The 23,451-nt window shown below is 65.5% G+C and carries 24 protein-coding genes and 1 CRISPR repeat array; of the genes, 14 read left to right on the top strand and 10 right to left on the bottom strand.

Annotated elements, in window-relative coordinates:
• Positions 1-203: ATP-binding domain-containing protein (locus tag KBY93_RS14160; protein ID WP_255095074.1), on the top strand; the 203-nt coding region annotated here is incomplete at its 5' end.
• Here KBY93_RS14160 and KBY93_RS14155 read toward each other — a convergent pair.
• Positions 196-330 carry a hypothetical protein gene (locus tag KBY93_RS14155; RefSeq protein ID WP_255095073.1) on the bottom strand — a complete coding sequence of 45 codons (135 nt, stop codon included), beginning with the start codon at positions 328-330 and terminating at the stop codon, positions 196-198. The genes KBY93_RS14160 and KBY93_RS14155 overlap by 8 nt on opposite strands.
• 158 nt (positions 331-488) lie before the next feature.
• On the opposite strand from KBY93_RS14155, the gene KBY93_RS14150 reads away from it, so the two are divergent.
• Genes KBY93_RS14150 through KBY93_RS14140 form a run of 3 tightly spaced genes read left to right on the top strand, consistent with a single transcriptional unit; the run spans position 489 to position 8,432 of the window.
• Positions 489-4,304, top strand: coding sequence for a cobaltochelatase subunit CobN (locus KBY93_RS14150; RefSeq protein WP_315856418.1), 3,816 nt, complete (start codon positions 489-491; stop codon positions 4,302-4,304).
• Positions 4,301-6,358 carry a magnesium chelatase ATPase subunit D gene (bchD, locus tag KBY93_RS14145; RefSeq protein WP_255095072.1) on the top strand — a complete coding sequence of 686 codons (2,058 nt, stop codon included), beginning with the start codon at positions 4,301-4,303 and terminating at the stop codon, positions 6,356-6,358. Before KBY93_RS14150 ends, bchD begins: the two co-directional genes overlap by 4 nt.
• A gap of 37 nt (positions 6,359-6,395) precedes the next feature.
• On the top strand, positions 6,396-8,432 hold the full coding sequence (locus tag KBY93_RS14140) for a protein-L-isoaspartate(D-aspartate) O-methyltransferase (RefSeq protein ID WP_255095071.1): 2,037 nt from the start codon (positions 6,396-6,398) through the stop codon (positions 8,430-8,432).
• A gap of 39 nt (positions 8,433-8,471) precedes the next feature.
• Here the strand turns inward: KBY93_RS14140 and KBY93_RS14135 are convergent, their stop codons facing one another.
• Both KBY93_RS14135 and KBY93_RS14130 read right to left on the bottom strand, forming a co-directional pair.
• On the bottom strand, positions 8,472-8,942 hold the full coding sequence (locus KBY93_RS14135; RefSeq protein WP_255095070.1) for a YbhB/YbcL family Raf kinase inhibitor-like protein: 471 nt from the start codon (positions 8,940-8,942) through the stop codon (positions 8,472-8,474).
• 7 nt (positions 8,943-8,949) lie between these two features.
• Positions 8,950-9,150 (bottom strand): hypothetical protein, encoded by a 201-nt coding sequence (locus KBY93_RS14130; protein ID WP_255095069.1) that lies wholly within the window; start codon positions 9,148-9,150, stop codon positions 8,950-8,952.
• A 243-nt stretch (positions 9,151-9,393) separates the two neighbouring features.
• On the opposite strand from KBY93_RS14130, the gene KBY93_RS14125 reads away from it, so the two are divergent.
• Positions 9,394-9,543 carry a hypothetical protein gene (locus KBY93_RS14125; RefSeq protein WP_255095068.1) on the top strand — a complete coding sequence of 50 codons (150 nt, stop codon included), beginning with the start codon at positions 9,394-9,396 and terminating at the stop codon, positions 9,541-9,543.
• A gap of 80 nt (positions 9,544-9,623) precedes the next feature.
• Here KBY93_RS14125 and KBY93_RS14120 read toward each other — a convergent pair whose 3' ends face one another.
• Together KBY93_RS14120 and KBY93_RS14115 are read right to left on the bottom strand one after the other, a co-directional pair.
• Positions 9,624-9,917, bottom strand: a complete 294-nt coding sequence (locus KBY93_RS14120; RefSeq protein ID WP_255095067.1) for a hypothetical protein — start codon at positions 9,915-9,917, stop codon at positions 9,624-9,626.
• Positions 9,918-9,950: 33 nt separating this feature from the next.
• Positions 9,951-10,607 carry an SOS response-associated peptidase gene (locus tag KBY93_RS14115; protein ID WP_255095066.1) on the bottom strand — a complete coding sequence of 219 codons (657 nt, stop codon included), beginning with the start codon at positions 10,605-10,607 and terminating at the stop codon, positions 9,951-9,953.
• A gap of 200 nt (positions 10,608-10,807) precedes the next feature.
• Here KBY93_RS14115 and KBY93_RS14110 point away from each other — a divergent pair, with 200 nt between their 5' ends.
• Positions 10,808-10,930 carry a hypothetical protein gene (locus tag KBY93_RS14110; RefSeq protein ID WP_255095065.1) on the top strand — a complete coding sequence of 41 codons (123 nt, stop codon included), beginning with the start codon at positions 10,808-10,810 and terminating at the stop codon, positions 10,928-10,930.
• Between the two features lie 159 nt (positions 10,931-11,089).
• Here KBY93_RS14110 and KBY93_RS14105 read toward each other — a convergent pair whose 3' ends face one another.
• Positions 11,090-11,545 carry a plasmid pRiA4b ORF-3 family protein gene (locus KBY93_RS14105; RefSeq protein WP_255095064.1) on the bottom strand — a complete coding sequence of 152 codons (456 nt, stop codon included), beginning with the start codon at positions 11,543-11,545 and terminating at the stop codon, positions 11,090-11,092.
• 364 nt (positions 11,546-11,909) lie between these two features.
• On the opposite strand from KBY93_RS14105, the gene KBY93_RS14100 reads away from it, so the two are divergent.
• The 4 genes from KBY93_RS14100 (at position 11,910) to dcd (ending at position 15,156) form a co-directional block, all read left to right on the top strand.
• Positions 11,910-12,281: an AbrB family transcriptional regulator gene (locus KBY93_RS14100; protein WP_255095063.1), complete on the top strand. Its 372-nt coding sequence runs from the start codon at positions 11,910-11,912 to the stop codon at positions 12,279-12,281.
• A gap of 101 nt (positions 12,282-12,382) precedes the next feature.
• The gene (locus tag KBY93_RS14095; protein ID WP_255095062.1) at positions 12,383-13,102 is read left to right on the top strand and encodes a hypothetical protein; all 720 of its coding nucleotides are present in this window, start codon (positions 12,383-12,385) and stop codon (positions 13,100-13,102) included.
• Positions 13,103-13,144: 42 nt separating this feature from the next.
• Entirely contained in the window at positions 13,145-14,461 is a 1,317-nt protein-coding gene (locus tag KBY93_RS14090; RefSeq protein WP_255095061.1) for a hypothetical protein, read from the top strand.
• Between the two features lie 170 nt (positions 14,462-14,631).
• On the top strand, positions 14,632-15,156 hold the full coding sequence (dcd, locus tag KBY93_RS14085; RefSeq protein ID WP_255095060.1) for a dCTP deaminase: 525 nt from the start codon (positions 14,632-14,634) through the stop codon (positions 15,154-15,156).
• Positions 15,157-15,293: 137 nt separating this feature from the next.
• Here the strand turns inward: dcd and KBY93_RS14080 are convergent, their stop codons facing one another.
• Entirely contained in the window at positions 15,294-15,821 is a 528-nt protein-coding gene (locus KBY93_RS14080) for a transposase (RefSeq protein ID WP_255095075.1), read from the bottom strand.
• On the bottom strand, positions 15,818-16,435 hold the full coding sequence (locus KBY93_RS14075; RefSeq protein ID WP_255095059.1) for an ISAs1 family transposase: 618 nt from the start codon (positions 16,433-16,435) through the stop codon (positions 15,818-15,820). The genes KBY93_RS14080 and KBY93_RS14075 overlap by 4 nt, the downstream gene beginning before the upstream one ends.
• 158 nt (positions 16,436-16,593) lie before the next feature.
• On the opposite strand from KBY93_RS14075, the gene KBY93_RS14070 reads away from it, so the two are divergent.
• Positions 16,594-17,229 (top strand): alpha/beta fold hydrolase, encoded by a 636-nt coding sequence (locus KBY93_RS14070; RefSeq protein ID WP_255095058.1) that lies wholly within the window; start codon positions 16,594-16,596, stop codon positions 17,227-17,229.
• A gap of 13 nt (positions 17,230-17,242) precedes the next feature.
• Here KBY93_RS14070 and KBY93_RS14065 read toward each other — a convergent pair whose 3' ends face one another.
• Together KBY93_RS14065 and KBY93_RS14060 are read right to left on the bottom strand one after the other, a co-directional pair.
• The gene (locus KBY93_RS14065) at positions 17,243-17,386 is read right to left on the bottom strand and encodes a hypothetical protein (protein WP_255095057.1); all 144 of its coding nucleotides are present in this window, start codon (positions 17,384-17,386) and stop codon (positions 17,243-17,245) included.
• A 72-nt stretch (positions 17,387-17,458) separates the two neighbouring features.
• Positions 17,459-17,818, bottom strand: a complete 360-nt coding sequence (locus tag KBY93_RS14060) for a hypothetical protein (RefSeq protein WP_255095056.1) — start codon at positions 17,816-17,818, stop codon at positions 17,459-17,461.
• A gap of 57 nt (positions 17,819-17,875) precedes the next feature.
• On the opposite strand from KBY93_RS14060, the gene KBY93_RS14055 reads away from it, so the two are divergent.
• From KBY93_RS14055 to casA, 3 genes are all read left to right on the top strand, one after another.
• Positions 17,876-18,634, top strand: coding sequence for a CRISPR-associated endonuclease Cas3'' (locus KBY93_RS14055; RefSeq protein ID WP_255095055.1), 759 nt, complete (start codon positions 17,876-17,878; stop codon positions 18,632-18,634).
• Positions 18,635-18,679: 45 nt separating this feature from the next.
• Positions 18,680-20,416 (top strand): CRISPR-associated helicase Cas3', encoded by a 1,737-nt coding sequence (cas3, locus tag KBY93_RS14050; RefSeq protein WP_255095054.1) that lies wholly within the window; start codon positions 18,680-18,682, stop codon positions 20,414-20,416.
• 245 nt (positions 20,417-20,661) lie between these two features.
• Entirely contained in the window at positions 20,662-22,209 is a 1,548-nt protein-coding gene (casA, locus tag KBY93_RS14045; RefSeq protein ID WP_255095053.1) for a type I-E CRISPR-associated protein Cse1/CasA, read from the top strand.
• Between the two features lie 20 nt (positions 22,210-22,229).
• Positions 22,230-23,136: a CRISPR direct-repeat array (repeat unit 29 nt; unit sequence GTTCGCCCCACACACGTGGGGATGGCCCG).
• Between the last annotated feature and the right edge of the window lie 315 nt (positions 23,137-23,451).

Genomic DNA, 23,451 nt, shown 5'->3' with positions numbered 1-23,451 from the left:
GCCAGGGCAGCGAATACCCCGCCGTGGTGATCCCCTTGCTCACCCAGCACTACGCCATGCTGCAGCGCAATCTGGTGTACACCGGCATCACCCGCGGCAAGCAGCTGGTGGTGCTGGTGGGTCAGAAGAGAGCGCTGGCAATGGCCGTGAAGAATCACCTGGGCCGCAGGCGTTACACCAAGCTGGCGGAGTGGCTCAGCTGACCAGCAGCGGCAGTCGGTTCCCTTCCAGGTTGAGCAGCCAGGTTTCCACCCCGAAAGCATTCTGGCGTGGGGGTTCCGCCAGCTCTGCTCCCAGCTGGGTGGCGGCCTTGACCCAGGTCGTGATCAACCCCAAGCCGTCTCAGCCCTGAACGGACCGCTGGAGGCAGAGGGCTAGCTGGCCGCCCTGACGCGGTTGTGGTCTTGCGCGGTTGAGGGCGAGGACGCGGTTGAGGGCGAGGAATCGATTTGTTCTCCCACCACCTGCTTCCCCTTGGGCCTTCAGCCATGGAGTGCCACACGGCCCCAGCCGGCGCTCCAGAATCGATTGATGGCGATGCCGTGAAGGCCATGAAACGCATCGTTCTGATCGCCGGTTTCGAAGCCTTCAACGCCGGCCTCTATCGCCAGGCGGCCGAAAAGGCCACGGCCCAGTGCCCCCAGCTGGGGATCCACGTGTTCAGCGATCGCGACCTGGCCGCCCAGCCCGCTCAGGTGGAGGCGGCGCTGCAGGGGGCCGATGCCTTCTTCGCCAGCCTGATCTTCGACTACGACCAGGTTGAGTGGTTGCGCCAGCGGGTGGCATCGATCCCGATCCGACTGGTGTTCGAGTCGGCGCTCGAGCTCATGGCCCTCACCCGCTTCGGGCGCTTCACGATCGACGCCGGGACCAGCGGCATGCCCCGTCCCGTTCAGGCGCTGCTGGCCAAGTTCGGCAGCGGACGGGAGGAGGACAAGCTCGCCGGCTACATCGGCTTCCTCAAGGTGGGCCCGAAGCTGCTCCGCTTTCTGCCCTCCCGCAAGGCCCAGGATCTGCGCCACTGGCTCCTCCTCTACGGCTACTGGAACGCCGGCGGCGCCGCCAATGTGGCCAGCCTGTTCCTCCACCTGGCCCGTCATGGTCTTGGGTTGAATCCGGGCACGATCCCGCCGCCGCAGGAGTCGCCCGATCTCGGCCTGCTGCATCCCGATCACGAAGGGTATTTCCGCAGCCCCAGCGACTACCTGGCCTGGTTCCACCGCACACGGCCCCAAAGCGCGCCGCAGCAGAGCAACTGGCCGGTGGTGGGGCTGCTGCTCTACCGCAAGCATGTGATCACGGAGCAGCCCTACATCCCCCAGCTGATCCGCGCCTTCGAGGCGGCACAGCTGCTGCCGCTGCCGGTGTTCATCAACGGGGTGGAGGGCCACATGGCCGTGCGCGACTGGATGACCAGCGCCAGCGAGCTGGCTGACGGCGGCGGCCGCCGGCAGGCCGTCGCTGTTGATGCCATCGTCTCCACGATCGGCTTTCCTCTGGTGGGCGGTCCGGCCGGGTCGATGCAGGCGGGTCGCCGAGAGGAGGTGGCCCAGCGCATCCTGCGGGCCAAGAACGTCCCCTACGTGGTGGCGGCCCCCCTGCTGATCCAGGATCTCCACTCCTGGACCCGGCAGGGCATCGGCGGGCTGCAGAGCGTGGTGCTCTTCGCCCTGCCCGAACTGGATGGTGCGATCGATCCAGTGCCCCTCGGCGGCCTGGTGGGCGATCGCATCTACCTGATTCCCGAGCGGCTCAAGCGCCTCACCGGCCGGCTGAACGCCTGGATCGCCCTACGACGCAAACCGCCCTCCGATCGCCGGCTGGCGATCGTGCTCTATGGCTTCCCACCCGGCTACGGCGCCACCGGAACGGCCGCGCTGCTCCACGTGCCGGCCTCTTTGCTGCGCCTGCTGGAGGCCCTGTCCGCAGACGGCTACGCGGTGGGCCCCCTGCCCGCCAGCGGCGAGGAGCTGATCCGGCGGGTGAAGGAAGCCGACGAAGCCTGGATCGCCCGAATTCCTGAAGGTCAACGGTTCGAGGAGGCCCAGACCTCCACCGTGTCGGTCGACGACCTGAGGCAGTGGCTGGGGCCGCTGCACACCTCACGCATCGAGAAGCAATGGGGGCCGCTCACGGGCACCGGCATCCGCACCCTCGGCGATCGCTTCCTGCTGGGAGGCGTGCAGCTCGGCAACATCTGGATCGGCGTGCAGCCACCGCTGGGGGTGGCGGGTGATCCGATGCGGTTGATGTACGAGCGCGATCTCACGCCCCACCCCCAGTACGCCGCCTTCTACGGCTGGTTGCAGCACTCGTTCCGCGCCGACGCGGTGCTGCACTTCGGCATGCACGGCACCGTGGAATGGCTGCCGGGCTCGCCCCTCGGCAACACGGGTTCATCCTGGCCCGACATCCTGCTGGGTAACCTGCCGCACCTCTACGTGTATGCGGCCAACAATCCCTCCGAATCGATGCTCGCCAAACGGCGCGGCTACGGCGTGATCGTCTCCCACAACGTTCCCCCCTACGGCCGTGCCGGTCTGTACCGGGAGCTGTTGGCGCTGCGGGATCTGATCGCCGAGTATCGGGAGGATCCGGCGCGCAACGAGGCCCTGCGGGAGGGCATCCTCAAGAAGGTGAGCGATGCGGGACTGGATGCCGAATGTCCCGCTCCCGAGGCGGCCGGCAGCGACCTGGAGGCCTTCACCGCCTGGCTGGTGCGGCTGAGCTCCTATCTGCAGCTGCTGGAGAACAGGCTGTTCTCCAGCGGCCTCCACACCCTCGGCCAGCCACCGGATGCGGGGCAACGGCTTGGCTACCTCAAGGCGTACTTCGGCGACGCCCTCGATCCGGCCGTGCTGGAGGAGATCGGCCGGCGCCCCCCCCCCAGCGGCCACGCAGAACTGGAGTGCCTTACAAAGGAACTGGAGCGTCTCCATCCCGGCACTGAGCGCATCGGCGAAGCCCTGCGGATCTCCCAGCTGCTGGAGCGCACCTCCGAGGAACTCACCAACCTGTTGCGCGGCCTGGGGGGCGAATACATCCCCCCCGCCCCCGGCGGCGACCTGCTGCGCGACGGCCCCGGGGTGCTGCCGACAGGTCGCAACATCCATGCATTGGACCCATACCGCATGCCCTCCCCCGGAGCGACGGCCCGGGGCCGCGCCATCGCCCTGCGCATCCTCGAGAAGCACCGCGGCGACAACGACGGCGCCTGGCCCGAGACCGTGGCGGTGATGCTCTGGGGCCTCGATGCGATCAAGACCCGCGGCGAGTCGCTGGCCATCCTGCTGGAGCTGGTGGGTGCCGAACCGGTGAAGGAAGCAACGGGGCGCATCGTCCGCTACGACCTGCGCCCTCTGGCGGCACTGGATCACCCCCGCATCGACGTGCTGGTGAGCCTCTCGGGGATCTTCCGCGACAGCTTCGTGAACATCGTCGAACTGCTTGACGACCTGTTCCGCCGTGCCGCCGAGGCCGACGAACCTCCGGAGCGCAACGCGATCCGGCGCCATGTACTGGAACTGGAAGCCCGAGGGATCGAGAACCCCACCGCCCGCCTGTTCTCCAATCCCGCCGGCGACTTCGGCTCCCTGGTGAACGATCGGGTCACGGATGCCAACTGGGAGAGCGGCGACGAGCTGGCTGCCACCTGGCGGGACCGCAACACCTACAGCTACGGCCACTGCGACAAGGGGCAGTCCCGCCCGGAGGTGCTGGCCTCCCTGCTGAGCAGCACCGATCGGGTGGTGCAACAGATCGATTCCGTGGAGTATGGCCTCACCGACATCCAGGAGTACTACGCGAATACCGGCGGTCTCAAGCGCGCCGCCGAGGTTGCGCAGACCGATATCCGGCCGGGCCGGAAGGTGGCCGCCAGTTTCGTGGAGTCGTTCTCCCGAGATACAACCCCCCGGGAGCTCGAGGAACTGCTGAGGCTGGAGTACCGCACCAAGCTGCTCAATCCTCGCTGGGCGGAGTCGATGGCGGCGATGGGCTCCGGCGGTGCCTACGAAATCTCCCAGCGGATGACGGCCCTGATCGGCTGGGCCGGCACCTCCGACTTCCGCGACCAGTGGGTCTACGACCAGGCCGCAGACACCTACGCCTTCGATGCGGCGATGGCGAAGCGGCTGCGCGAGGCCAACCCCGAAGCCTTCCGCAACGTGGTGGGCCGCATGCTGGAGGCCAGCAGCCGGGGCATCTGGAGCGCCCCGACCGAGAAGCTCGACAAGCTGCGTGATCTCTACGACCTCACCGACGCCGAGCTGGAGGGCGTGACCGTGGCCGGCAGCCCGGTGTGATCCAGGGCGTATGGCCGCTGGCCTTCCCCCTCCATGCCGTGGTGGGTCAGGAGGCCATCCGCACCGCCCTGTTGCTGCTGGCGGTGGATCCAGGCCTCGGCGGGGTGGTGATCGCCGGCCGCCGTGGCACCGCCAAATCGGTGCTGGCCCGGGCGCTGGCCGACCTGCTGCCGCCGATCCGGGTGATCCGCCACTCCTGCTGCAATGCCGACCCGGCCGTCCCCTGGGAGTGGGATGACGCCACCTGGGCCCATCGGGCCACCATCAGCCGCACGGCCGTGAGCAGGCTTGTGCCCACGCCGTTCGTCCAGGTGCCGCTGGGGGTCAGCGAAGACCGGCTGATCGGCTCGGTCGACGTGACTGCCTCGATACGGCAGGGCCGGCCGGTGTTCCAGCCCGGACTGCTGGCGGCGGCCCACCGTGGGGTGCTCTACGTGGATGAGATCAACCTGCTGGAGCAGGGCCTCGCCAACCTGCTGCTCGCGGTGGTGGCCGATGGCGTTCATCAGGTGGAGCGCGAGGGGATCAGCTTCCGCCATCCCTGCCGCCCCCTGCTGATCGCCACCTACAACCCCGCCGAAGGGGAGCTGCGGCCCCATCTGATCGACCGCATCGCGATGGTGCTGTCGTCCGACACGCCCCTGGCTCTCGACGACCGGGTCGAGGCGGTGGAGCGGGTGCGGCAGTACGCCGATGATCCTGCCGCCTTCTGGAGCCTCCATGGTCCCGGTCTGGAGGAGCTGCGCCAGCAGATCGTTGCGGGCCGCCGCCGCCTGCCCCACGTGCGGATGACCCCGGAGCAGACCCGCTATCTGGTGGAGGAGGCGATCCGCGCCGGCGTGGAGGGTCATCGCGCCGACCTGTTCGCCCTGCGGGTGGCCCGGGCCCATGCGGCTCTGCAGGGGCGCCGGAGCGTGAACGCCATCGATCTGCGCCGAGCCGTGGAGCTGGTGATCCTGCCCCGTTCGGCCGGCTTCGCTGCCCCGGCCGAACCGCCACCTGGCCCCGAGCAGAGGGCACCGGAGGCTCCCACGGAACCGCCACCAGATGGGGATCCACCACCGGCGGAACCGCCACCGCCGGAGCCGGCGACGGGCGAACCGCCCAGCGGCAGCATCCCGGAGGAGTTCGTCTTCTCGCCGGAGGGAGTCGTGCTCGATCCCCACCTCCTGGCGTTGGCCGCCCGGGTGCACCGTCGCCATGGCAAGGCCGGTGGGCGCGGCATCGTGCGCTCCCAGGAGCGCGGCCGCTACGTGAAACCCGTGCTGCCCCACGGACCGATCCAGCGCGTCGCCATCGACGCCACCCTGCGTGCAGCAGCTCCGTATCAGAAGGCACGGCGGCAGGCCCTGGGACGGCGGGAGGCGGAGCGCCGCGGTCGCCACCTGCTGCTGCGCGACGACGACCTGCGCGTCAAGCTGCTGGCGCGCAAGGCCGGGGCCCTGGTGATCTTCGTGGTGGATGCCTCCGGCTCGATGGCCCTGAACCGGATGCAGGCCGCCAAAGGCGCGGTGCTGCAACTGCTGGGCGAGGCCTACCGCAGCCGCGACCAGGTGGCCCTGATCGCCTTCCGAGGCAGGCAAGCCGATGTGCTGCTGCCACCCACCCGTTCGATCACGGCCGCCTCCCGACGGCTCGAGCGTCTGCCCTGTGGCGGTGGATCGCCCATGGCCCACGGCCTCGCCCTGGCGGTGCGGCTGGGGCAGCACGCACGCAACGCCAAGGACATCGGCGAGGTGCTGATCGTGCTGATCAGCGACGGCAAGGCCAACGTCTCGCTCAGCCGTTCATTGGCCTCCCCCGGCAGCGATGCCATGGAAACCCTCGGCCTCGACGGGATGCGCCAGGAGCTGCTGACCATCGCCGCGGCCATGCGCCAGCTCGGGATGGAGCTGCTGGTGATCGACACCGGCAATCGCCACGTGGCTTCAGGCTTCGCGGCCGAGCTGGCCAGACACGGAGGCGGGCGCTATTCCATGCTGCCGAAAGCCAGCCAGGCAGAGATCACCGCCACCACCCGCCGGCTGCTCGGCCGCAAGGCCCCAGCAAGATGAATGGGGAGCCCGGGCGCGACATAGCTTGAGTTGCAGCATGAATCCAGCCACCGCCAGTAACACCGAGTCGATCCGCCGCCGTCACGCGATGGTGGAACGGCAGATTGCCCATCGCGGCATCTCTTCCCCACTCGTACTTGACGCGATGCGGAGCGTGGAGCGCGAGGCCTTCCTGCCTGAAGAGCTGCGCGAATTCACCTACGACGACACACCGTTGCCGATCGAGGCAGGCCAGACGATCACGCAGCCCTACATCGTGGCGCTGATGACCGAGGCGCTGCTGCTGAAGGGCGACGAGACGGTGCTGGAAATCGGCACCGGATCGGGATATACGGCGGCGGTGCTCTCAAGGATCGCGAAAACTGTGTACTCCATAGAGAGCTACGGCCAGCTCGCGAGCCAGGCAGCCGAGACGCTCGCCTCGGAGGGATTCCACAACGTGCACGTGCTGCAGGGAGACGGCACGCTGGGCTGGCCCGAGCATTCACCCTTCGACGCAATCCTGGTGGCCGCTGGCGGTCCCGAGGTGCCGCGCTCCCTCAAGGAGCAGCTGAAGATCGGCGGCCGGCTGGTGATCCCGGTGGGCGCCGATCGACGCCTTCAGGAACTGCTCCGCATCACCCGACTCTCGGAATCCGACTACACAACCGAGGAGCTGCTCGACGTGCGCTTCGTGCCGCTCATTGGTGAGCAGGGATGGGCACCGGAGCGACCTGATCAGCAGCCGCAGCCGTCGCCCCCTGCCGATCGGGCAGTCGATCGGGCAGTGGTCGACGACCGCGAAGTCGCCCGCCTGATTGCCGCTGCCTGCGAACCGTTCAGCGACATCGACTCGGTTGATCTAGCACCGCTGCTCGGAAGGATCGGCGAGGCACGGGTGGTGCTGATCGGCGAGGCCTCGCATGGCACCTCGGAGTTCTACAGGATGCGTGCACGAATCACCCGCGAGCTGATCGAGCGCAAGGGGTTCTCGTTCGTGGCGATCGAGGGCGACTGGCCTGACGCGGCCCGTGTCGATCACTACGTGCGTCACGCGGAGACTCCGCCCTCGGAGTGGACCGCGTTTGCACGCTTTCCCACCTGGATGTGGCGCAATGGCGAGACGCGCACCTTCGTCGACTGGCTGCGGGCCCACAACGCTGCCCACGAGCCCGCGCAGCGCGTCGCATTCCGTGGACTTGACCTGTACAGCCTCTACAGCTCGATCCGTTCGGTTCTCGATTACCTGAAGGACGTCGACCCACAGACGGCGCAGGTGGCACAGCTGCGTTACGGCTGTCTCACGCCATGGGAGGCAGAGCCGGCCACCTATGGTCATGCCGCGATCACCGGCAGCTATCGAAGTTGCGAGACTCCGGTCGTTGCCGTGCTCAAGGACCTGCGCCGAAAGGAACAGGTCTACGCCGAACATGATGGCGAGCGTTTTCTCGACGCCAGCCAGAACGCTCTGCTCGTCTCCAACGCTGAGCAGTATTACCGGATCATGTATTACGGCTCAAGGGCATCGTGGAACCTGCGCGACGGGCACATGTTCGACACCCTGATGAACCTGCTGCAGCATCACGGCCCTGAGAGCCGCGGCGTCGTGTGGGCGCACAACTCTCATATCGGCGATGCCAGCGCCACCGAGATGTCGAGGCGAGGCGAATTCAATATCGGCCAGCTCTGCAGGCAACAGCTCGGCACTGCCGCTTATTCCATCGGCTTCGGCACGCACGACGGCACCGTCGCCGCTGCGACGGACTCAGACGGCCCGATGCTCACCAAGAGTGTGCGGCCGTCGCTGGAGCAGAGCTACGAACGTCTGTGCCACGAGAGTGGCGCACCACAGTTCCTGCTGCCTCTGCGGCAGCCCGCCTCGCAAGCGCTGTGCCAGGCGCTGATGAAGCCGCGGCTCGAACGGGCGATCGGCGTGATCTACCGCCCCGAGACCGAACTTCAGAGCCACTACTTCCAGGCCGTGCTGCCTCGCCAGTTCGACGAGTACATCTGGTTCGACCGGACCCGTGCCGTCACGCCATTCGAGACTGCGGAACTCAAGGGGATGCCCGACACCTATCCGTTCGGCCTGTAAGGATTGGATGGATGTCGGTCTGAGTGGTGATTGAGCCCCTCAGCCTCGCCCGTAGATCCCCGTCAGCACGGTCTCCGCCAGGGCATGTTTCTCCATGGCGGAGCGAACCTCGGCCGCCGAGGCTCCGGCCGGTAAGGCCAGCTGTTGATTGAGGGCGGAGAGGGTGAAGCGGTAGCGATGGGGCTGGCCGGGCGGAGGCAGCGGCCCGTGATATCCCATGCGACTGAAGGAGGTCACGCCCCAGCAGTTGCCTTGCCTGGAGCCGTTCTCCAGGATGGGCGTGCGCGGGAGACCCGCCGGGAGTTCGTGCAAGTCGGCTGGGATATCGAACAGCACCCAGTGAATCCAGAGCCCGGCCGGAGCATCGGGATCATCCAGGATCAGCACGTACGAACGGGTCCCCTGCGGAGCTCCGCTCCAGCTCAGGGGTGGGGAGAGATCGCGGCCCTCCCCGGAGTGGATCCGGGGGATCCACTCCCCTTCACGAAAGGCGGGGCTTTCCAGTCGCATGGCCATCTCAGTCGATGCGACCTGGGGGGGACTCGACGCCCGAGGCGCCCTCGAGTTCGGCCTCGGTCAGTTTGGTGCTGTCCTCCTCCTCGGCATCCCCTGCCGGCGGGGGTTCACCGGTGAGTTCTTCCCTCAGGTCCTGGAGCGTGCGATCCGGCGACTCGGGTGAGTCCTCGTCGTCGAGGGGGAGTCTGGGCGTCCAATTCATGTCAGGCACCGGGAGGGAAGGGGGATCGGAGGGATCTTCCTGAACCGTATCCACGATGAGCTTCCCAGGCACTGGCCTTGTACGGATGTATGGCGTCTGGCCGAAACCCGGCCAGCCCAGGTGGATCTTTTCATCACCGTGCTGAAGACGCTCGGCGACGGGCCGCCAGAAGCCAGAGTTTCCGGAGGCGCCAGGGAGAAAGAGCCGCCTGGTGAGGGGATTCACTGCCGAACTCGGGATCCGATGGCTCGTCGCTTCCGGCTCCACCTTGAGCGCGAGATGGAAGCGACGGCGATGGAGGCCTCGGTGAACGTGAAAGGGAGCCCCTGGGAGCGGTTCTCCTGTGCGGCGGAGCGGCAGGAGATCGCGGCCCTGTGGGGAGCCTGGCCATGACTTCGAGAACGGTTCGGTTGCAAAGCAGTCCAGTTGAAGCCTGGGCAGTGCCAGTCAGCAAGAGACCAGCTCCGGGTTGATCAGTCCGTGAACAGCACCCGCTCCACCCACTCCAGCGGCGGCGCCATCGGCTCGTCCAGGGGGCTGAGAGGCCGCCAGTGGCCCTGCTGCCAGCTGTCTGCCGGGTGGTCGGGTAGCTCGGCCAGATGCTGCTGGAGATGGAGATGGAAAAGGGAGGGTTTGAGTTCGAGGCCGAATATGCCGAAGCGGCACCATTGTTCGGATCCAGCTCCTGAAGGGATGAAGACCCCCGGAAACACCAGAAAAGACGACGCGGTCTGATCCTGCGACCGGTGGGGCAGAGCGACGGCCATGACCCCAATCGATGACCAGGAAGATCGGGAACATCACAGCCAGTCGACCGGAATCGCCTCCCAACCGGCGGGATCCCAAGGGGCCATCAACGCCTCCAGCCCCCGAAGCTCGGCTGCTTCTTCCGGCAGCAACCAGGCCTCTTCCCATCCATCCATGATCACCACCGGCATGCGGTCGTGGATCGGACGCAGCAGGGCGTTGGGGGTGGTGGTGAGGATGCAGCAGGTCTGGAGTTCGCTGCCATCGGGACCGATCCAGTGGTCCCACAGGCCGCCCAGCCAGAACGGCGCGCCGTCCTGGCGGCGAATCCAGTAGGGCTGCTTCTTCCCTTTGGGGTCATGGCCTGCCCCTTCCGGTGGCGTCCGCCATTCGTAGAAGCCATCGGCCGGAATCAGGCAGCGGTGATGGCGCCAGGGACCACGAAAGAATGGCTTCTGGCTCACCGTTTCACTGCGCGCATTGATCGGACGGGTTTTGCCGCGGGTGTCTTTCAGCCAGCTGGGGACTAACCCCCAGAGCGCATAGCCCACCTCAGGCCGGCCCTGCTGCTGCCGCTGGATCAGCAGCGGTTCGCCGGGCCGCACTTGCTGCCGGGGCTGGTACTGCTCGAGGAAACCCTTCGGCAGCGGACCCTTGAGCCTTGGCAGCAACTGATCGATCGTGGTGGTGAGCGAGTAGCGGCCACACATCAGCGACGCCTGTGGATCCGGTTGGGCTGCTCCCAATCTGCGTGGCCTGACTCCTTGCTGAGGGGTTTCGCAGGGAGCGAGTCTGAGGGGACCGTCCAAACCCACGCTGGCTTGGATCGCCTGGACCTGTGACTGCTGGCGGCCCTGTGCGCAGTCCTCTCGATCGGATGGTTGGAGCTGCTGCAAGCCGCCACGTTGGCATGACCGGCGGCATGCAGCTGGTGGTGCTGGTGGGGCAGAAGAAGGTGTTGGCGATGGCAGTGAAGAACCACCTGGGCCGGCGGCGTTACACCAAGCTGGCCGAATGGCTTCGCGACTCCTGACGAAGTTGCTGACAGAGCTGACCATCCCAATAGACAAGACTGCCCGGTTTCCTGAATCTCCAATGGGAGTATCACAAGCAGAACATTGATAAACATTGGGTCCAAGGAAAGTGCTTCCATCGTATTCGGTCTAAGGCCATGAAAAAGCCTTCACTGGCCTCATTCGTCCTCCCAGTCTGGGTATTGCTCAGGTTTGAGACCCTGTTCCCCAATCAGATTAGGATACTTGACTCCAGCGCAGGAAGTCGAATCTTTCCCCTTCTTTACAATCTCGAATATCCAATCGTCTCCGAAGTCAAACCAGTAGAATAGTTTCTTGTGCTTGGGAAGTGGGAAGAGATCATGTAGACGAATTTGCCAGAGCGGCCCGTCACCAGGGGCGCGTGGGTTCTCCTCCCAGTCATCATCTTCGGCCAGCCAGACCTTGGTACCTCTATAGGTATTGGCCATGTAGAACGTGGCCAAGTGATCATCGTCAAAACCAGTTAGCTCCTGGATGAGGTCATGCAGATCACCAAGCGTGGAATTGGAATGCAGCTCAACTAATCGCGAGAAGGGCTCGGTGAGATAGGCTCCACAAACGCATTTTATTGAAAGTGTGTAGATCGCATCCATTTAGGCTTCCTGTAGCACGTAAGCCGCTGTCATGGTCGCTTCATAGCTGTGGATTGCCTATTTGACCATTCCAGCTCGTAGACCCTAATACAGGTGCAGGATCTACCCCTTCCGAAGGGTCGTGGAGCTGCGCCGCAGTATCTGTTCAGTGGCTGGATAGGGTGTCCATACTTCTCCGAGACGCGACTTGGAGCGTCTCAGGTTAACCCGCAGGTCTGAATCTGAATCGCCAATGGCCGCGGTGGCTGGTCTGGCTTGATGTCTGGAAATAGCTTTACGGTGCATTCCTATTACTGCGTGACGGATCTATTGTGCCTCCTGTTCACTGAGCGGGCACACTATCAGCAATTGATGCTTAAAACTCATGGCACTCACCGGCCCTGATCTGCTCGCCAAAGTCAAGGAGCTTGGAAATGCCTCCAAGTCCGATCTGGTGCGCGCCTGCGGCTATTTGAGCAGCAAGAAGGACGGCAGTGAGCGACTCAACTTCACCGCTTTCTATGAGGCGCTGCTGGAGGCCAAGGGCGTCAGCCTCGGAGATGGCGGTGGCAATGGCAAAGGCCAAGGTGCCCGCAGTCTGAGCTACATCGCCAAGGTGCAGGGCAACGGCAACTTGCTGGTCGGCATGGCCTACACCGGACTGCTTGGCCTCAAGCCGGGCGATGAGTTCGAGATCAAGCTGGGCAAGAAGCAGATCCGGCTGATCCCTGTCGGCGCCAGCGACGACGAGGATTGAGGGAAGCTTTCGCTTCTATTACGGGTGGCGTCAAGGCCTCAGGCGCTGTTGGCGCGAGGCACAACTTTCCCTAGCGTGACTGCCCCTGGCACAGGGGCACGGTGCACGAAAACCAGCTCGTCAATGACTGTCTGCGCCGCCACGGCGGTGCACTGCTGTTCATGGCACCGGAGTGGCGCGAAACCGAGCGAGCGGTGCCGTGCCAGATCGTGGATGTCTTTGCGCTGCAGGTGGTGACGGGTTTCACCCGTGACCCGCAAGGGAAGTTGCTTCTGGAAGCCCATCCTTCTGTTGCGGCTGGCCGCAGCTGGTCGCTGGCCAAGGCCGCTCAGCTGGCGCGGCTTGACGCCAGACCCGAGCGGTGGGTGGTGCTCCAGCGGAACAACAGAGCGTGGGGGATGTTCTGGGCAGGTGGTGGACTGCATTGCTGCCGCCAGGAACTGCTGGAGACCTCGCAATCGCCAGCACTGAGCTCCGCCATCGTTCCGGTGACGCCGGAAGCAGTGCTGCGGCTGGTCCTCAATCTGGACACCGGTGACACATCACCCGCCGTGACGGTCCTCCAGGCCGATGCTCCGCCAGCAGTGGTGGGTGGTTCCGGAGTCCTGAGGGCTGTGCTGTTGACGTCTCTAGCCTGGCTTGCCGTGCTGGCTCTGAGCGCTGCGGGCTTCCTGGGAGTGTTGCGCGAGCAGGACCGCAAGCTGGAACTGCTGTTGGAGCGGCTGCTCGCAATCCCCCGGCTGCTTCGCTTGAAGTCCAGGCCAACCGGGGTAGCGTTTGTGCCTCGGCTGCTGGCTCAAGAAGGGCCTGATCCAGACTGATCGCGGCACCCGCGCCCTGGCCGTCTCACCGGGGTCGACAGCATGACGGTTGAGGCCTCCCTGCTCGCCTGGATCGGCAACCGCGGGCGCCGCTGCACCGTCGGCGAAGTGGCCGCAGGCACCGGCCTGTCCCTGCAGGAGGTCGAGCAGGGGCTGCTGGCCCTGGTGGCCGAAGTGTCCGGTCGCCTGCAGGTGGCCGAGGACGGCACCTTGCTGTTCGTCTTTCCTCCCGCGCTTCGGATGCGGCTGTTGGCCCTCAGCGGCCGCCGACGCCTGCATGCCCAGCTGCAGGCAGCCCTGCGCCTGGCCGCCCGGCTGATCCGGCTCAGCTTCGGGCTGGTGCTGGTGCTGGTCACCACCCTGGTGGTGTTCATCCTGCTGCTGCTGATCGTGCGGCTGGTCACCAGCGACAAGGGCGACGAGTTCGGCCTGGCGTTGCTGCAGCTGCTCGCCCAGGTGCCTGTCACCATCCTGGATCTGCTCGTCTCCGGCATCAGTGCCCTGGCGCACGAGGGCTCCTCCTCCGTCACGATGCAGCAGCTGTGGAGCCTGCTCTGGGACCTGCCCGGCGAGGGTGCCGATCCGGACTCCGTGGGCTTTCTCAGGGCTGTGTTTTCGATCCTGTTCGGCGATGGCGATCCCAATGCCCGCCTCGAGCCGCTGCGCTGGCGCCGCATCGCCGCCTTCCTGCGCCTGCACGGTGGCGTGGTGATCGCCGAGGACCTAGCCCCGCTGCTCGATCTGCCCGACTGTCCCTCCGATCCCGACCGCCGCCGTGACCTAGCCGATGCCGCCATGCTGCCGGTGCTTCTGCGCTTCGACGGCCGCCCCGAGGTGGGTGAGGACGGCGACCTCATCCATTGCTTCCCCTCACTGTCCGCCAGCGCTGCCGGCGTTGATGGGCCGGTGCCGCCCCTGCGCGAGCGGGCCTTTCGCTTCAGCCGGGCCGGAGTCGAGCAACGGGCTGCCTATGGCATCGCCGTCGGGGCCCTGCTGGTGCTCTCTCCGTGGCTGTTGGCGATCACGCCCGCCTGGCTGCCCCCTGTGGCCTGGCTGGCGCGATTCGCCATCGGCTACGCCCTGTTGCTGCTGGTCCTGCCCCTGGCTCGCCTGCCGCTGCAGCAGTGGCGCAACCGTGCCATCGCGGCCCGCAACATCCGCCGCCAGGCCTGGGCCCAGGCGGCCAGCAGCGCCGATCCTCGGCTGAAGCGGCGCCGTGCCGCCGCCCGCCGTCTGGGCGCCACCGATGCCGGCCGGCCAGTGCCGCGCCTCGTGTACGACAGCGGCCGCGATCTGCTGGAGCAGACCATTGACGGTCTGGCCGCTACCCCGGAGCCCCCTTCTCCTCACCGCCCATGACCCGCCATCTCCCTACCCACGCGCAGCAGTGGCACCCGATCGACACCCACACCGAAACCCCCTTCGAAGGCGCCCTGCTGCCGCCAATGCCCGGTGGCTGATCAGGGCTCGGCAGCTGACGCGGTAGACCGCCTGACACAATCCACGCTCGCCTGTTCCCAGGGAAAGACATGGCCGTTCTCGGGAGAGAGGCGATCCTGCAGGCGATCGAGCAGGGCTCCATCACGATCACGCCCTTCGATCCCGAGCGGCTGGGCCCCGCCTCTCTCGACCTCACCCTCGCCCCCACCTTTCGCGTGTTCCGCAAGGTGCATGAGGTGATCGAAGTGCGGGAGCACACCGATTACCGGGAGCTCACCGAGAAGATCGAGGTGCCCGAGGGCCAGCACATCCTGATCATGCCCGGCGAAACGGTGCTAGGCATCACCCAGGAGCGGCTGCGCCTGGGCCCCGGGCTGTGCGGCTGGCTGGAGGGTCGCAGCCGTTTCGCGCGGCTGGGCCTGATGGTGCACATCAGCGCCCCCTTCATGGGGCCGGGGATCGACAGCCAGCAGGTGCTGGAGATGAGCAACTTCGGTCCCGCTCCCCTGGCCGTACATCCCGGCACCGCGGTCTGCCAGTTCGTCTTCCAGAAGCTGCAGGGCAGCGAGAGCTACGCCGGCCGCTTCGCCGGTCAGACGGAAGACTCCTTCTGACCGTAACGACGGCCGATGCTGCTGCTGTGCTGATCGATCCTGCCTCAGATGCTTGGTGCGGCAGAGTTCCCGCCACGGTTCAGCGCAGCCAATCACCGATGACCCGCTACCTCCCCACCCAGGGCTGATTCAAAGTATTAATTCGGCTCTTGGTTGGGTTGCCTTCGTGCCATCGCCAGTAGCGCCGTGATGTCGTGAGTTACGGCCTGCATTCCGGCTCGAATCGACTGAAATCCAGCCAATCGGAGCAGGTTGAGGGCTGCCGTCCTGAGCGTGGCCATCGCCCAAGCCCCATTGCCCCGGTAGCGGTGGGCATCCTCATGGAGCTGGGTGTCACGAATCCAGTGCCAGCCCCCAATGCTCCGGCGGTCGCGCACCAGTTGCAGCAGCGCTTCTGGGGTGGTGCGCAGGCTGGTGAGAAACAGATGGATGGCCTGGAACGGCTTGCCGTCGCGGGTTCCAGTGCCGTTCACCTCCACGATCCAGCTGGTGCCGCTCCAGGCCTGGCGGATGTGCTCCGGTGCCTGTTTGGCGCGGAGCGTCCAGGTGATGGCACGACCATGACCCTCCTCCAAAACACTTGCCTCTACAGGGATGTGGCGTTTCCCCTGGAACTGGCATCGGATCTGGCGATGCAGTGTCTTTTGGTTCCCCTTGACGGTCAGGAGGAAGTCGGCCCCCTGCTCCTGGAGCTGCCCGAAAACGGTTTCTGGGTTTGAAGCGCATCCGCCTGGATCAGCACCCCTTCGAGATCAAGCTCCCCGAGCAGTTGCCGGAGCACTGCCCGCTCGTGGTTCTCACCGGTGGCGTAGCAGGCCTGGCTGATCGCCACTCCCAAAGCGGCCGAGTAGAGCGTCACCTGGGCAATGAACGCTGAGCCACCACCTTTCGTGGACTCGATGGAGCCTTGCAGCGTCTTGCCATCACAAATCAGTTGGTCCAGTCCCGTTGCACCACCTGGGATCTGAGCGATCGTCCAGTCGCGGATGGACGCGCACAAGGACGCAACATCAACCTGCAGGAAGAAGTAGCGGAACGCCGAATCCGATGGGGTCCGCCGCAGTTCAAGACCAAGCGACTTGGTGAGCGCGCCGTGGTGACGGCGAGCAAACCGCTCCAGATCCCTCAGGCTCTGGCAACCGCTCAGGATTCCGAGCACCGCCACCAACAGCAGATACCAGGCCGGAATGCGGACCCCACGCCGCATGCGGGCATCCGGTATCGCCTGCAGGTAACTGATCAGATCAAGATCAGTTGCGGCAGAGGCGGTATCGGGCACAGGGAGAAGGCGATACCACCGACCAAACCCCATGCTGGCAGCTCAGGCCAGAGCGCCTGTGACACACTTTGAATCAGCCCTGCATCAGGGCGGACCTGAGGCCGAAGGCTCCACCAAGATCGACCCATGGATCCAGTCGCTCCGTCTCTGCGCCACGCTTGATCGATGGGCCCGACGCCGCGCCGGCCACCCTGCTGCTGGCCCATGGGGCTGGGGCACCGATGGACAGCCCGTTCATGGCGGCCATCGTCAGCGGACTGGCGCAGCAGGGCTGGCGGGTGGTGCGCTTCGAGTTTCCGTACATGGCCCGGCAGAGAATCCTGGGCAGGCGTCAGGGACCCAACCGGATGCCGGTGCTGCAGGAGGCGTTCCGCCAGCAGGTGCGGCTGGAGAAGACGCCGCATCCGGGCCGACCGCTGTTCATCGGTGGCAAGTCGATGGGCGGCCGGGTGGCCAGCCTGCTGATCGATGAGCTGGCCGCCAGCGATGGGGTGCGCGGCTGCATCTGTCTGGGTTATCCCTTCCACCCGCCCGGCAAGCTGCTGCAGCTGCGCACCGAGCACCTGGCCGCCTTGAACACACCCACCCTGATCCTGCAGGGCGAACGCGACACTTTCGGCCGCCGCGAGGAGGTGGAGACCTACAGCCTCTCGCCGCAGGTGCAGCTGCGCTGGATCCCCAGCGGGGACCACAGCTTCAAGCCCACCCGCAGCTCCGGCCTCAGCGAGGCGGAGAACTGGGCCACGGCGGTGGCCTTGAGCGATCAGTTCCTGCGGCAGCTGCTCAGAGGCTGAGCCCCTCTGCTGCCTACGCCTTGAGCCAGCCCCGACCCTGGGCCAGCCGGTAGGCCTCCATCGCTTCCGGGGTTTCGATCACCGCCAGCAAGCTGGTAGTGAGGCCACCGACGCCGGGATCCGCCAGTAGGCGCAGCCTGGTCAGGCATCTCAGCATGAGCGCGTCGAGCGAACCCATGCTGGCAGCTCAGGCCAAGGCGACTGTGACACACTTTGAGTCAGTCCTGGGTCACGCCTCGACCACAGTCTGATGAATAGGCACCGACTTGTTATCTCCCCGCAGAGCCTGAAGGGCGTCGAGGCTGTCGATCAGGCCCTGAACGCCATCAGGCTTAAGCCCGAGTCTTTCTGTCATCTCGGCCTGGGACAGGGCGGTTCTGAGCATGGCCGCATTGCTGATCACCCAGGAGGAGACGGCCGCTTCAGCTTCACCACTGACGGAGCGGTAGTTGACGGCCGCCAGGATCTGAAGCAGGGAGACGAGACCAGGACTGACGATCCAGCCAACACGGGGCTTGGCGCTTGGCATTGTCGTGCGGGTGACGTAGTGACGCGCCCCGACGGGCTCTCCGTCGCTAGCGGGTGTCACCAGTGTGACATAAGAAATGCACTTCTGCTACTATTGCATCTAGCACGCTTATGCGTTGTGACGCTGGCTTGCACTGCGCTTTGGGCCAAGAGCCTGCCCTCCCCCGACGAGTACGCCCCGGGCGGGGAGGAGTCACGCTTCACACCTGGCTATTCCCTGGCGCATCATCTGCTGGATGTCGCGGCCGTGGCCCATGAGCTGGTGTCGATCATCCCCTGCCCGGTCGAGTCGCCGTGCTCCATCGAATGGGCAGCAATCCTGGTCGGCTGTCACGACCTCGGTAAGGCCACCCCAGGCTTCCAGGAGAAATGGGAGCCGGGTCGTGAGCACGGCTTTACCGCTGGTTTCGACTACCCACCAGGTGCTCCTGATCGGCACGATGCCTCGACGGTGCCGCTGCTCACGGATCGCCTGGCCCGCCTGGGTGTGGCTCGTCGAACGGCATCAGCGCTGGCTCAGGCCGTTGGTGCACACCACGGCAACCTGATCCCCCCGACCGAGCTGCAGGCCGCCGGCCGCTGGCGGTTCACACCGACCTGGTGCAAGGCGCACGACGAGCTGTTCCACATCGTGCGCACCAGTGCTGCCGCCACCGGGCTGCCATCACTGTCGGCTGATGCCCCCACCCGCACGGCGCAGCTGGCCTGGCTGATGGGGCTGACGACAGTGGCGGACTGGATTGGCTCCAGCGATGCGTTGTGCCGCCCGGTGCGACTGGCTGGTGCGCCACCGCCTGATGCCACCTGGTTCAAGCAGTCACGGATGCTGGCCCGTACCGCACTGGTGGAGGTGGGGCTGACAGAACAGTCGATCTAACACGTCGATGGCAGCACAGCGATCGCCACAGCACTCGCTCCCGGGATGGCACCCAGACCGCTGCAGAAGGCTGTTGCGCAGGTGCTCGATGAGCTTGGGGATGCACCAGGGCTGATCGTGATCGAGGCGCCGATGGGCGAGGGCAAGACTGAGGCGGGTCTGGCATCAAGCTGCGGCAGCCGAGGGCTCTACATGGCGATGCCAACCCAGGCGACCGCCAACGCACTGCTCGGTCGCGTGAGCAAGCACCTGGTGAGGGCGGGCGACGGCCTGCCGGTGCAGGTGGCCCTGGCCCACGGCGCTGGCGGCCCGTCTGTGGCGGCCGCACGGCTGCGGGAGATCGGACTCGGCACCAGGGAGTCTTCGGTGCAGGCGGGCTGGTGGTTCCGTGGTTCGAAGCGTGCCCTGCTGTGCCCCAATGGCATCGGCACCGTTGATCAATCGCTGATCGGTGTGCTCAACGCCCAGCATTGGTTCGTGCGGCAGTACGGGTTAAGTCAACGCACGGTGGTTTTCGATGAACTGCACGCCTACGACGCTTACACCGGTGGATTGATCGAACGGTTGATCGCCTGGCTGCAGGCATTGAACTGTCGGGTGGTGTTGATGAGTGCCACCCTGCCAGCGGCCACGCGTGAGTCGATCCTGCGCACCTGGGCCGGGGACATTGATGTTCCAGTGGCGAAGTATCCACGGGTGAGTTGGGCAGTGCCTGGCCTAGTGCGAACGACAGGATTCGCCGCCAGCCGTCAACAGCATGTGGAGGTAAACGGCCTGGCGCACGATGTGCCATCCGTAGCCCGTGCGGCCGAGCAGTGGGCTGCTGCCGGCGCAAGGGTGCTGGTGGTGGTCAACAAGGTGGTGCGTGCGCAGGAGCTATTCCAGGCGCTGCCACCGGACGTTGGTCGGACGCTGTTTCACGCGAGATTCCCGATGGACCAGCGGCTGCAGATCGAACAGCAGGTGCTGGCGATGTTCGGCCCCGGCGGGAGTGCCCGTGATGGGCAGGTCCTGGTGGCGACGCAGGTGGCGGAGCAATCGCTAGATGTGGACTTCGATGTGCTGATCACCGATGTGGCACCGATTGACCTAGTACTGCAGCGTGAGGGGCGAATCCACCGTCACCTGGAGCGACCACGGCCGGCGGGCTTTGAGCAGCCCGTGGTCTACGTGGCTGGCCTGAGCCAGACGGTGCCTCCGGAGGAGCTGAGCAGCTACGTCTACGACCAGTGGCTGGTGCTGCGGTCAGCAGCGTGGCTGCGTGGCAATCCGGTTCTACGGCTGCCTGATGACATCGACCGCGGTGTGCAGGAGGTCTACGGCGGCGGGCCACTGGGGGCGAGCGGTGCGCTGGAGGCAGCGATTGAGGCGGCCTTGCCGCAGCACCTGGTGGATGAAGCGCGGATGGTGACTTTGTCGAGCCAGGCGGCCCTTCCTGCACCAGGTGACTGGAGCCTGCGGGTGGAGCAGCCGGCCATCGATGATGCGCTGGCAGAGGACGGTGGGCTGAGATTCGGGACACGACTTGGCGACGACAGTGCTTCGGTGGTGCCAGTATTCCCAAGTGATGGTGCGAACCTTGAACGGTTGGTGAACCGCTACATGCGGGTTAGTCGCCGACAACTGTTGCAACACGTTCGTGCTGCAGTACTGCCGCCTGGGTGGTGTGATGTTCCCGGTCTCGCGCACCACTTTCCACTGCACCTCGACAATCAGGGAATGGCGTCAGTTCCTGGTATTGCCGTACGGCTGGACCCGGTTCTGGGTCTGGTTATCGGTTGAGTGGTCTTCGGGTGTCCTGACAGGGCGAAAGCACAATGTTTGCAAATTGTCTGACCCACATGCTGATGGACCGGCTGACCACGCGCCTGCCACTCCTGCCGCCATTACGTTTGCCACACACGCGTGGGGATGGATCGAATAGGGGTGTTTTGAGCGCTGCGACCGTGATGGCGCTGACGCACACACTCGCAGCTACCGCTTGACACCACACTACTGCCACACTTGCGACACATCTATGTCTCATCATGTCCTACTCCTTGCTCAGTGAGCATTGGCTGCCGCTGCTCGCTGCAGACGGCAGCCCACAGCTCGCCTCTCTCCGAGATGCCCTTCTCAGCCCGGACTGCTGGCGTGGTGTCGCTGCCGTCAATCCCACCGAGCACTTGGCGATCTACCGCCTGCTGCTGGCGATCTGCCACCGCGCCATTGGCCCTGGTGATGCTGAAGACCGCAGCGACCTGCTCGATGCCTGGCCCTCAGATCGCATCGACGCGTACCTGACGGAGTGGTCCTCACGGTTTGACCTGCTCGATCCTGAGCGGCCGTTCCTACAGCTCCCGGACCTGGTGACTGCTCGCAAGAAACCGACCAAAGCCGCGCCAGCTGGACATCTTCTAGAGCCTTCCCCCTGGACTCGTCTCGCTGGTGATCGCGCCAATGGCTCCGGCCGGATGCTGTGGGACCACTCAGTGGATGCAGACCCCGAACCGATCACACTCGCTGAAGCGGCCCGTCTGCTGGTGGCGCACCAGCAGTTCACGCCTGGTGGGCTGGTCAAGGCGCTCAGGACATCCGGCAACGACGCCCCTGCGGTCAAGATTCTGTTGATGCTCCCCACCGGGGACACGCTGCAGGAGACGTTGGCCCTGTCGCTTGTCCCGCAGACCGCTGCTCAGCACCTTGTGGATCTACCGCCGTGGGAGGCGCAGCTACCCACCATCGAGCAGCTGCGTAAGCCTGACCCCGTGATCCCCGCTGGTCCGGCTCAGCGCTATGTCCATCTGGCCCGCTCGGTACTGCTGCTGCCTGATGGCGATGGCCTGCTGAGGCAGGTGCTCTACGCCGAGGGCTTTGGTCTCGGTGAGGCGCCGATCCCAGATCCGATGGCGGCCCTAGTGCAGCGCAAGACGGGGCCGATGCCGTTGATGATCAACGCCGACCGCGCCACCTGGCGGGACTATCAGGCGATGACAGGCGGCGAAGGCACTACGGCTCCTGCCGTGATCCAGAACGCTGTCACGGTCCGCATGGATCGCGGCGAGTACGAACCCCTTCACCTAGTGGCAGGGGGTCTGCTGACCGATCAGGCGCGGCATGTGATGTGGCGGCTTGAGGAACGCCGGGTACATCCAAGGTTGCTGGTCCAGGGCAACGCGGTGTCACAAGCGCAATCAGCGCTGGAGCAAGCTGAGGCCACCCACAAGGCTCTCTACGGGGCGATATCAGCGCTGTTCACCGCCTGGCTGACCAAAGGTGCTGGCGGGTTGGCGAACAAGGCTGAACTGAAGAACTTGCAAAAGTCCACCCAGGTACAAGCGCTGTACTGGGCAGCGCTGGAGGCACCGTTCTGGTCATTGGTGGAAGCACTCGGTGATGGTGTCGATGCTGAGGTGGTGCTGGACGTATGGCACCAGGCGCTGTGTACTGCGGTGCGCGGATCTTGGGATGTGGCGGCCAGGTCGCTAGGTGATGACGGCCGTGCGCTGCGGGCGATCGGGGCCACAAGTCACAAGATGGGTGGAGTGCTGGCCGGGATTGCGCCAGCTGAGACTTCAGTGCCAGTTGCGGCATAAAACCCTAGTTTTTGCTAGGTGTTCGCCCCACACACGTGGGGATGGCCCGGGCGAGCACCGCGGGGAGGTGGATCACCCCACCGTTCGCCCCACACACGTGGGGATGGCCCGGCTCAGCTCAAGGGCGCCGGCGGGGACATCATGGTTCGCCACACACACGTGGGGATGGCCCGTGCGCTGCGGTGACCACCGGCACTCAGACCGTTGTTCGCCCCACACACGTGGGGATGGCCCGGGTATGAGGCCAGTATGAATGACATCCCCACCTCGTTCGCCCCACACACGTGGGGATGGCCCGCCCTACACCGCCGCCTGGATCAGGCATCTCCTCAGTTCGCCCCACACACGTGGGGATGGCCCGAAGGCTTCGCCCTCATCGAGCAGGCTCGGGGCAAGTTCGCCCCACACACGTGGGGATGGCCCGTGGTGACAGCCAGGTGGTGGATCCTGAGGATGAGTTCGCCCCACCCACGTGGGGATGGCCCGACGTTGCCGGGCTCAAGCCTTGCAGGCGCGGCACAGTTCGCCCCACACACGTGGGGATGGCCCGGGCCTTGGCTTGACCGCAAAGCAGCTCGCACTCGTTCGCCCCACACACGTGGGGATGGCCCGCCGCCCTTACGGTCGCCTGCGGCCTAGCGCCTGAGTTCGCCCCACACACGTGGGGATGGCCCGTGATGCTCAACATGCTGCAGAGCAGGAAGCAGCGGTTCGCCCTACACACGTGGGGATGGCCCGTCCCGACCCGGATCCTCCACGATGAGCTACATCGTTCGCCCCACACACGTGGGGATGGCCCGTGCTCTTGCGCTGCCAATGCAACGCTTCGATGCAGTTCGCCCCACACACGTGGGGATAGCCCCCATGCCTGGGGCGTCACATGAATGTGCCTACAGCCGTTCGCCCCACTCATATGGGGATTGCGCTAACTGGTGTTGGAGTGCACTGTGTAGAGAAGGGTTACCCCTAGCACTTGGTAGCGGCTTTTCCTCTCCGCTGGACTTGTTCCCCATTTCCACATCATAATTGCCTCTCTTCAGGAGCACCGATGAGCTGATGGGCTTGATCTCTTCCCTCCAGGGCCGGGCTGATGGCGACACTTCAGTAGTTGCCATCCGTAACCATTCAGGGGTCGGGATGCGCCGCCGCGCGAATGCACGCCTGATCGCTCATCGCTGAGCGGGCAAAGAAGCAGTGCTGCTCTTGCTGCTGAATTCAGGGATCCGGCAGCAGTGATGGCAT

The organism is Synechococcus sp. J7-Johnson (genome assembly GCF_024345795.1).
Classification (GTDB): domain Bacteria; phylum Cyanobacteriota; class Cyanobacteriia; order PCC-6307; family Cyanobiaceae; genus Regnicoccus_A.
This window is presented reverse-complemented; position numbering and strand designations above follow the sequence as displayed.

Bases quoted from the DNA above. Each gene is read 5' to 3' on its own strand.
- cas3 (WP_255095054.1), top strand. From the start codon at position 18,680: ATGGCACCCAGACCGCTGCAGAAGGCTGTTGCGCAGGTGCTCGATGAG.
- KBY93_RS14135 (WP_255095070.1), bottom strand. From the start codon at position 8,942: ATGCGACTGGAAAGCCCCGCCTTTCGTGAAGGGGAGTGGATCCCCCGG.
- KBY93_RS14150 (WP_315856418.1), top strand. From the start codon at position 489: ATGGAGTGCCACACGGCCCCAGCCGGCGCTCCAGAATCGATTGATGGC.
- KBY93_RS14115 (WP_255095066.1), bottom strand. From the start codon at position 10,607: ATGTGTGGCCGCTACTCGCTCACCACCACGATCGATCAGTTGCTGCCA.
- dcd (WP_255095060.1), top strand. From the start codon at position 14,632: ATGGCCGTTCTCGGGAGAGAGGCGATCCTGCAGGCGATCGAGCAGGGC.
- KBY93_RS14140 (WP_255095071.1), top strand. From the start codon at position 6,396: ATGAATCCAGCCACCGCCAGTAACACCGAGTCGATCCGCCGCCGTCAC.
- KBY93_RS14090 (WP_255095061.1), top strand. From the start codon at position 13,145: ATGACGGTTGAGGCCTCCCTGCTCGCCTGGATCGGCAACCGCGGGCGC.
- KBY93_RS14100 (WP_255095063.1), top strand. From the start codon at position 11,910: ATGGCACTCACCGGCCCTGATCTGCTCGCCAAAGTCAAGGAGCTTGGA.
- casA (WP_255095053.1), top strand. From the start codon at position 20,662: ATGTCCTACTCCTTGCTCAGTGAGCATTGGCTGCCGCTGCTCGCTGCA.
- KBY93_RS14105 (WP_255095064.1), bottom strand. From the start codon at position 11,545: ATGGATGCGATCTACACACTTTCAATAAAATGCGTTTGTGGAGCCTAT.
- KBY93_RS14065 (WP_255095057.1), bottom strand. From the start codon at position 17,386: ATGCTGAGATGCCTGACCAGGCTGCGCCTACTGGCGGATCCCGGCGTC.
- KBY93_RS14110 (WP_255095065.1), top strand. From the start codon at position 10,808: ATGACCGGCGGCATGCAGCTGGTGGTGCTGGTGGGGCAGAAGAAGGTG.
- KBY93_RS14130 (WP_255095069.1), bottom strand. From the start codon at position 9,150: ATGAATTGGACGCCCAGACTCCCCCTCGACGACGAGGACTCACCCGAG.
- KBY93_RS14120 (WP_255095067.1), bottom strand. From the start codon at position 9,917: ATGGCCGTCGCTCTGCCCCACCGGTCGCAGGATCAGACCGCGTCGTCT.
- KBY93_RS14125 (WP_255095068.1), top strand. From the start codon at position 9,394: ATGGCTCGTCGCTTCCGGCTCCACCTTGAGCGCGAGATGGAAGCGACG.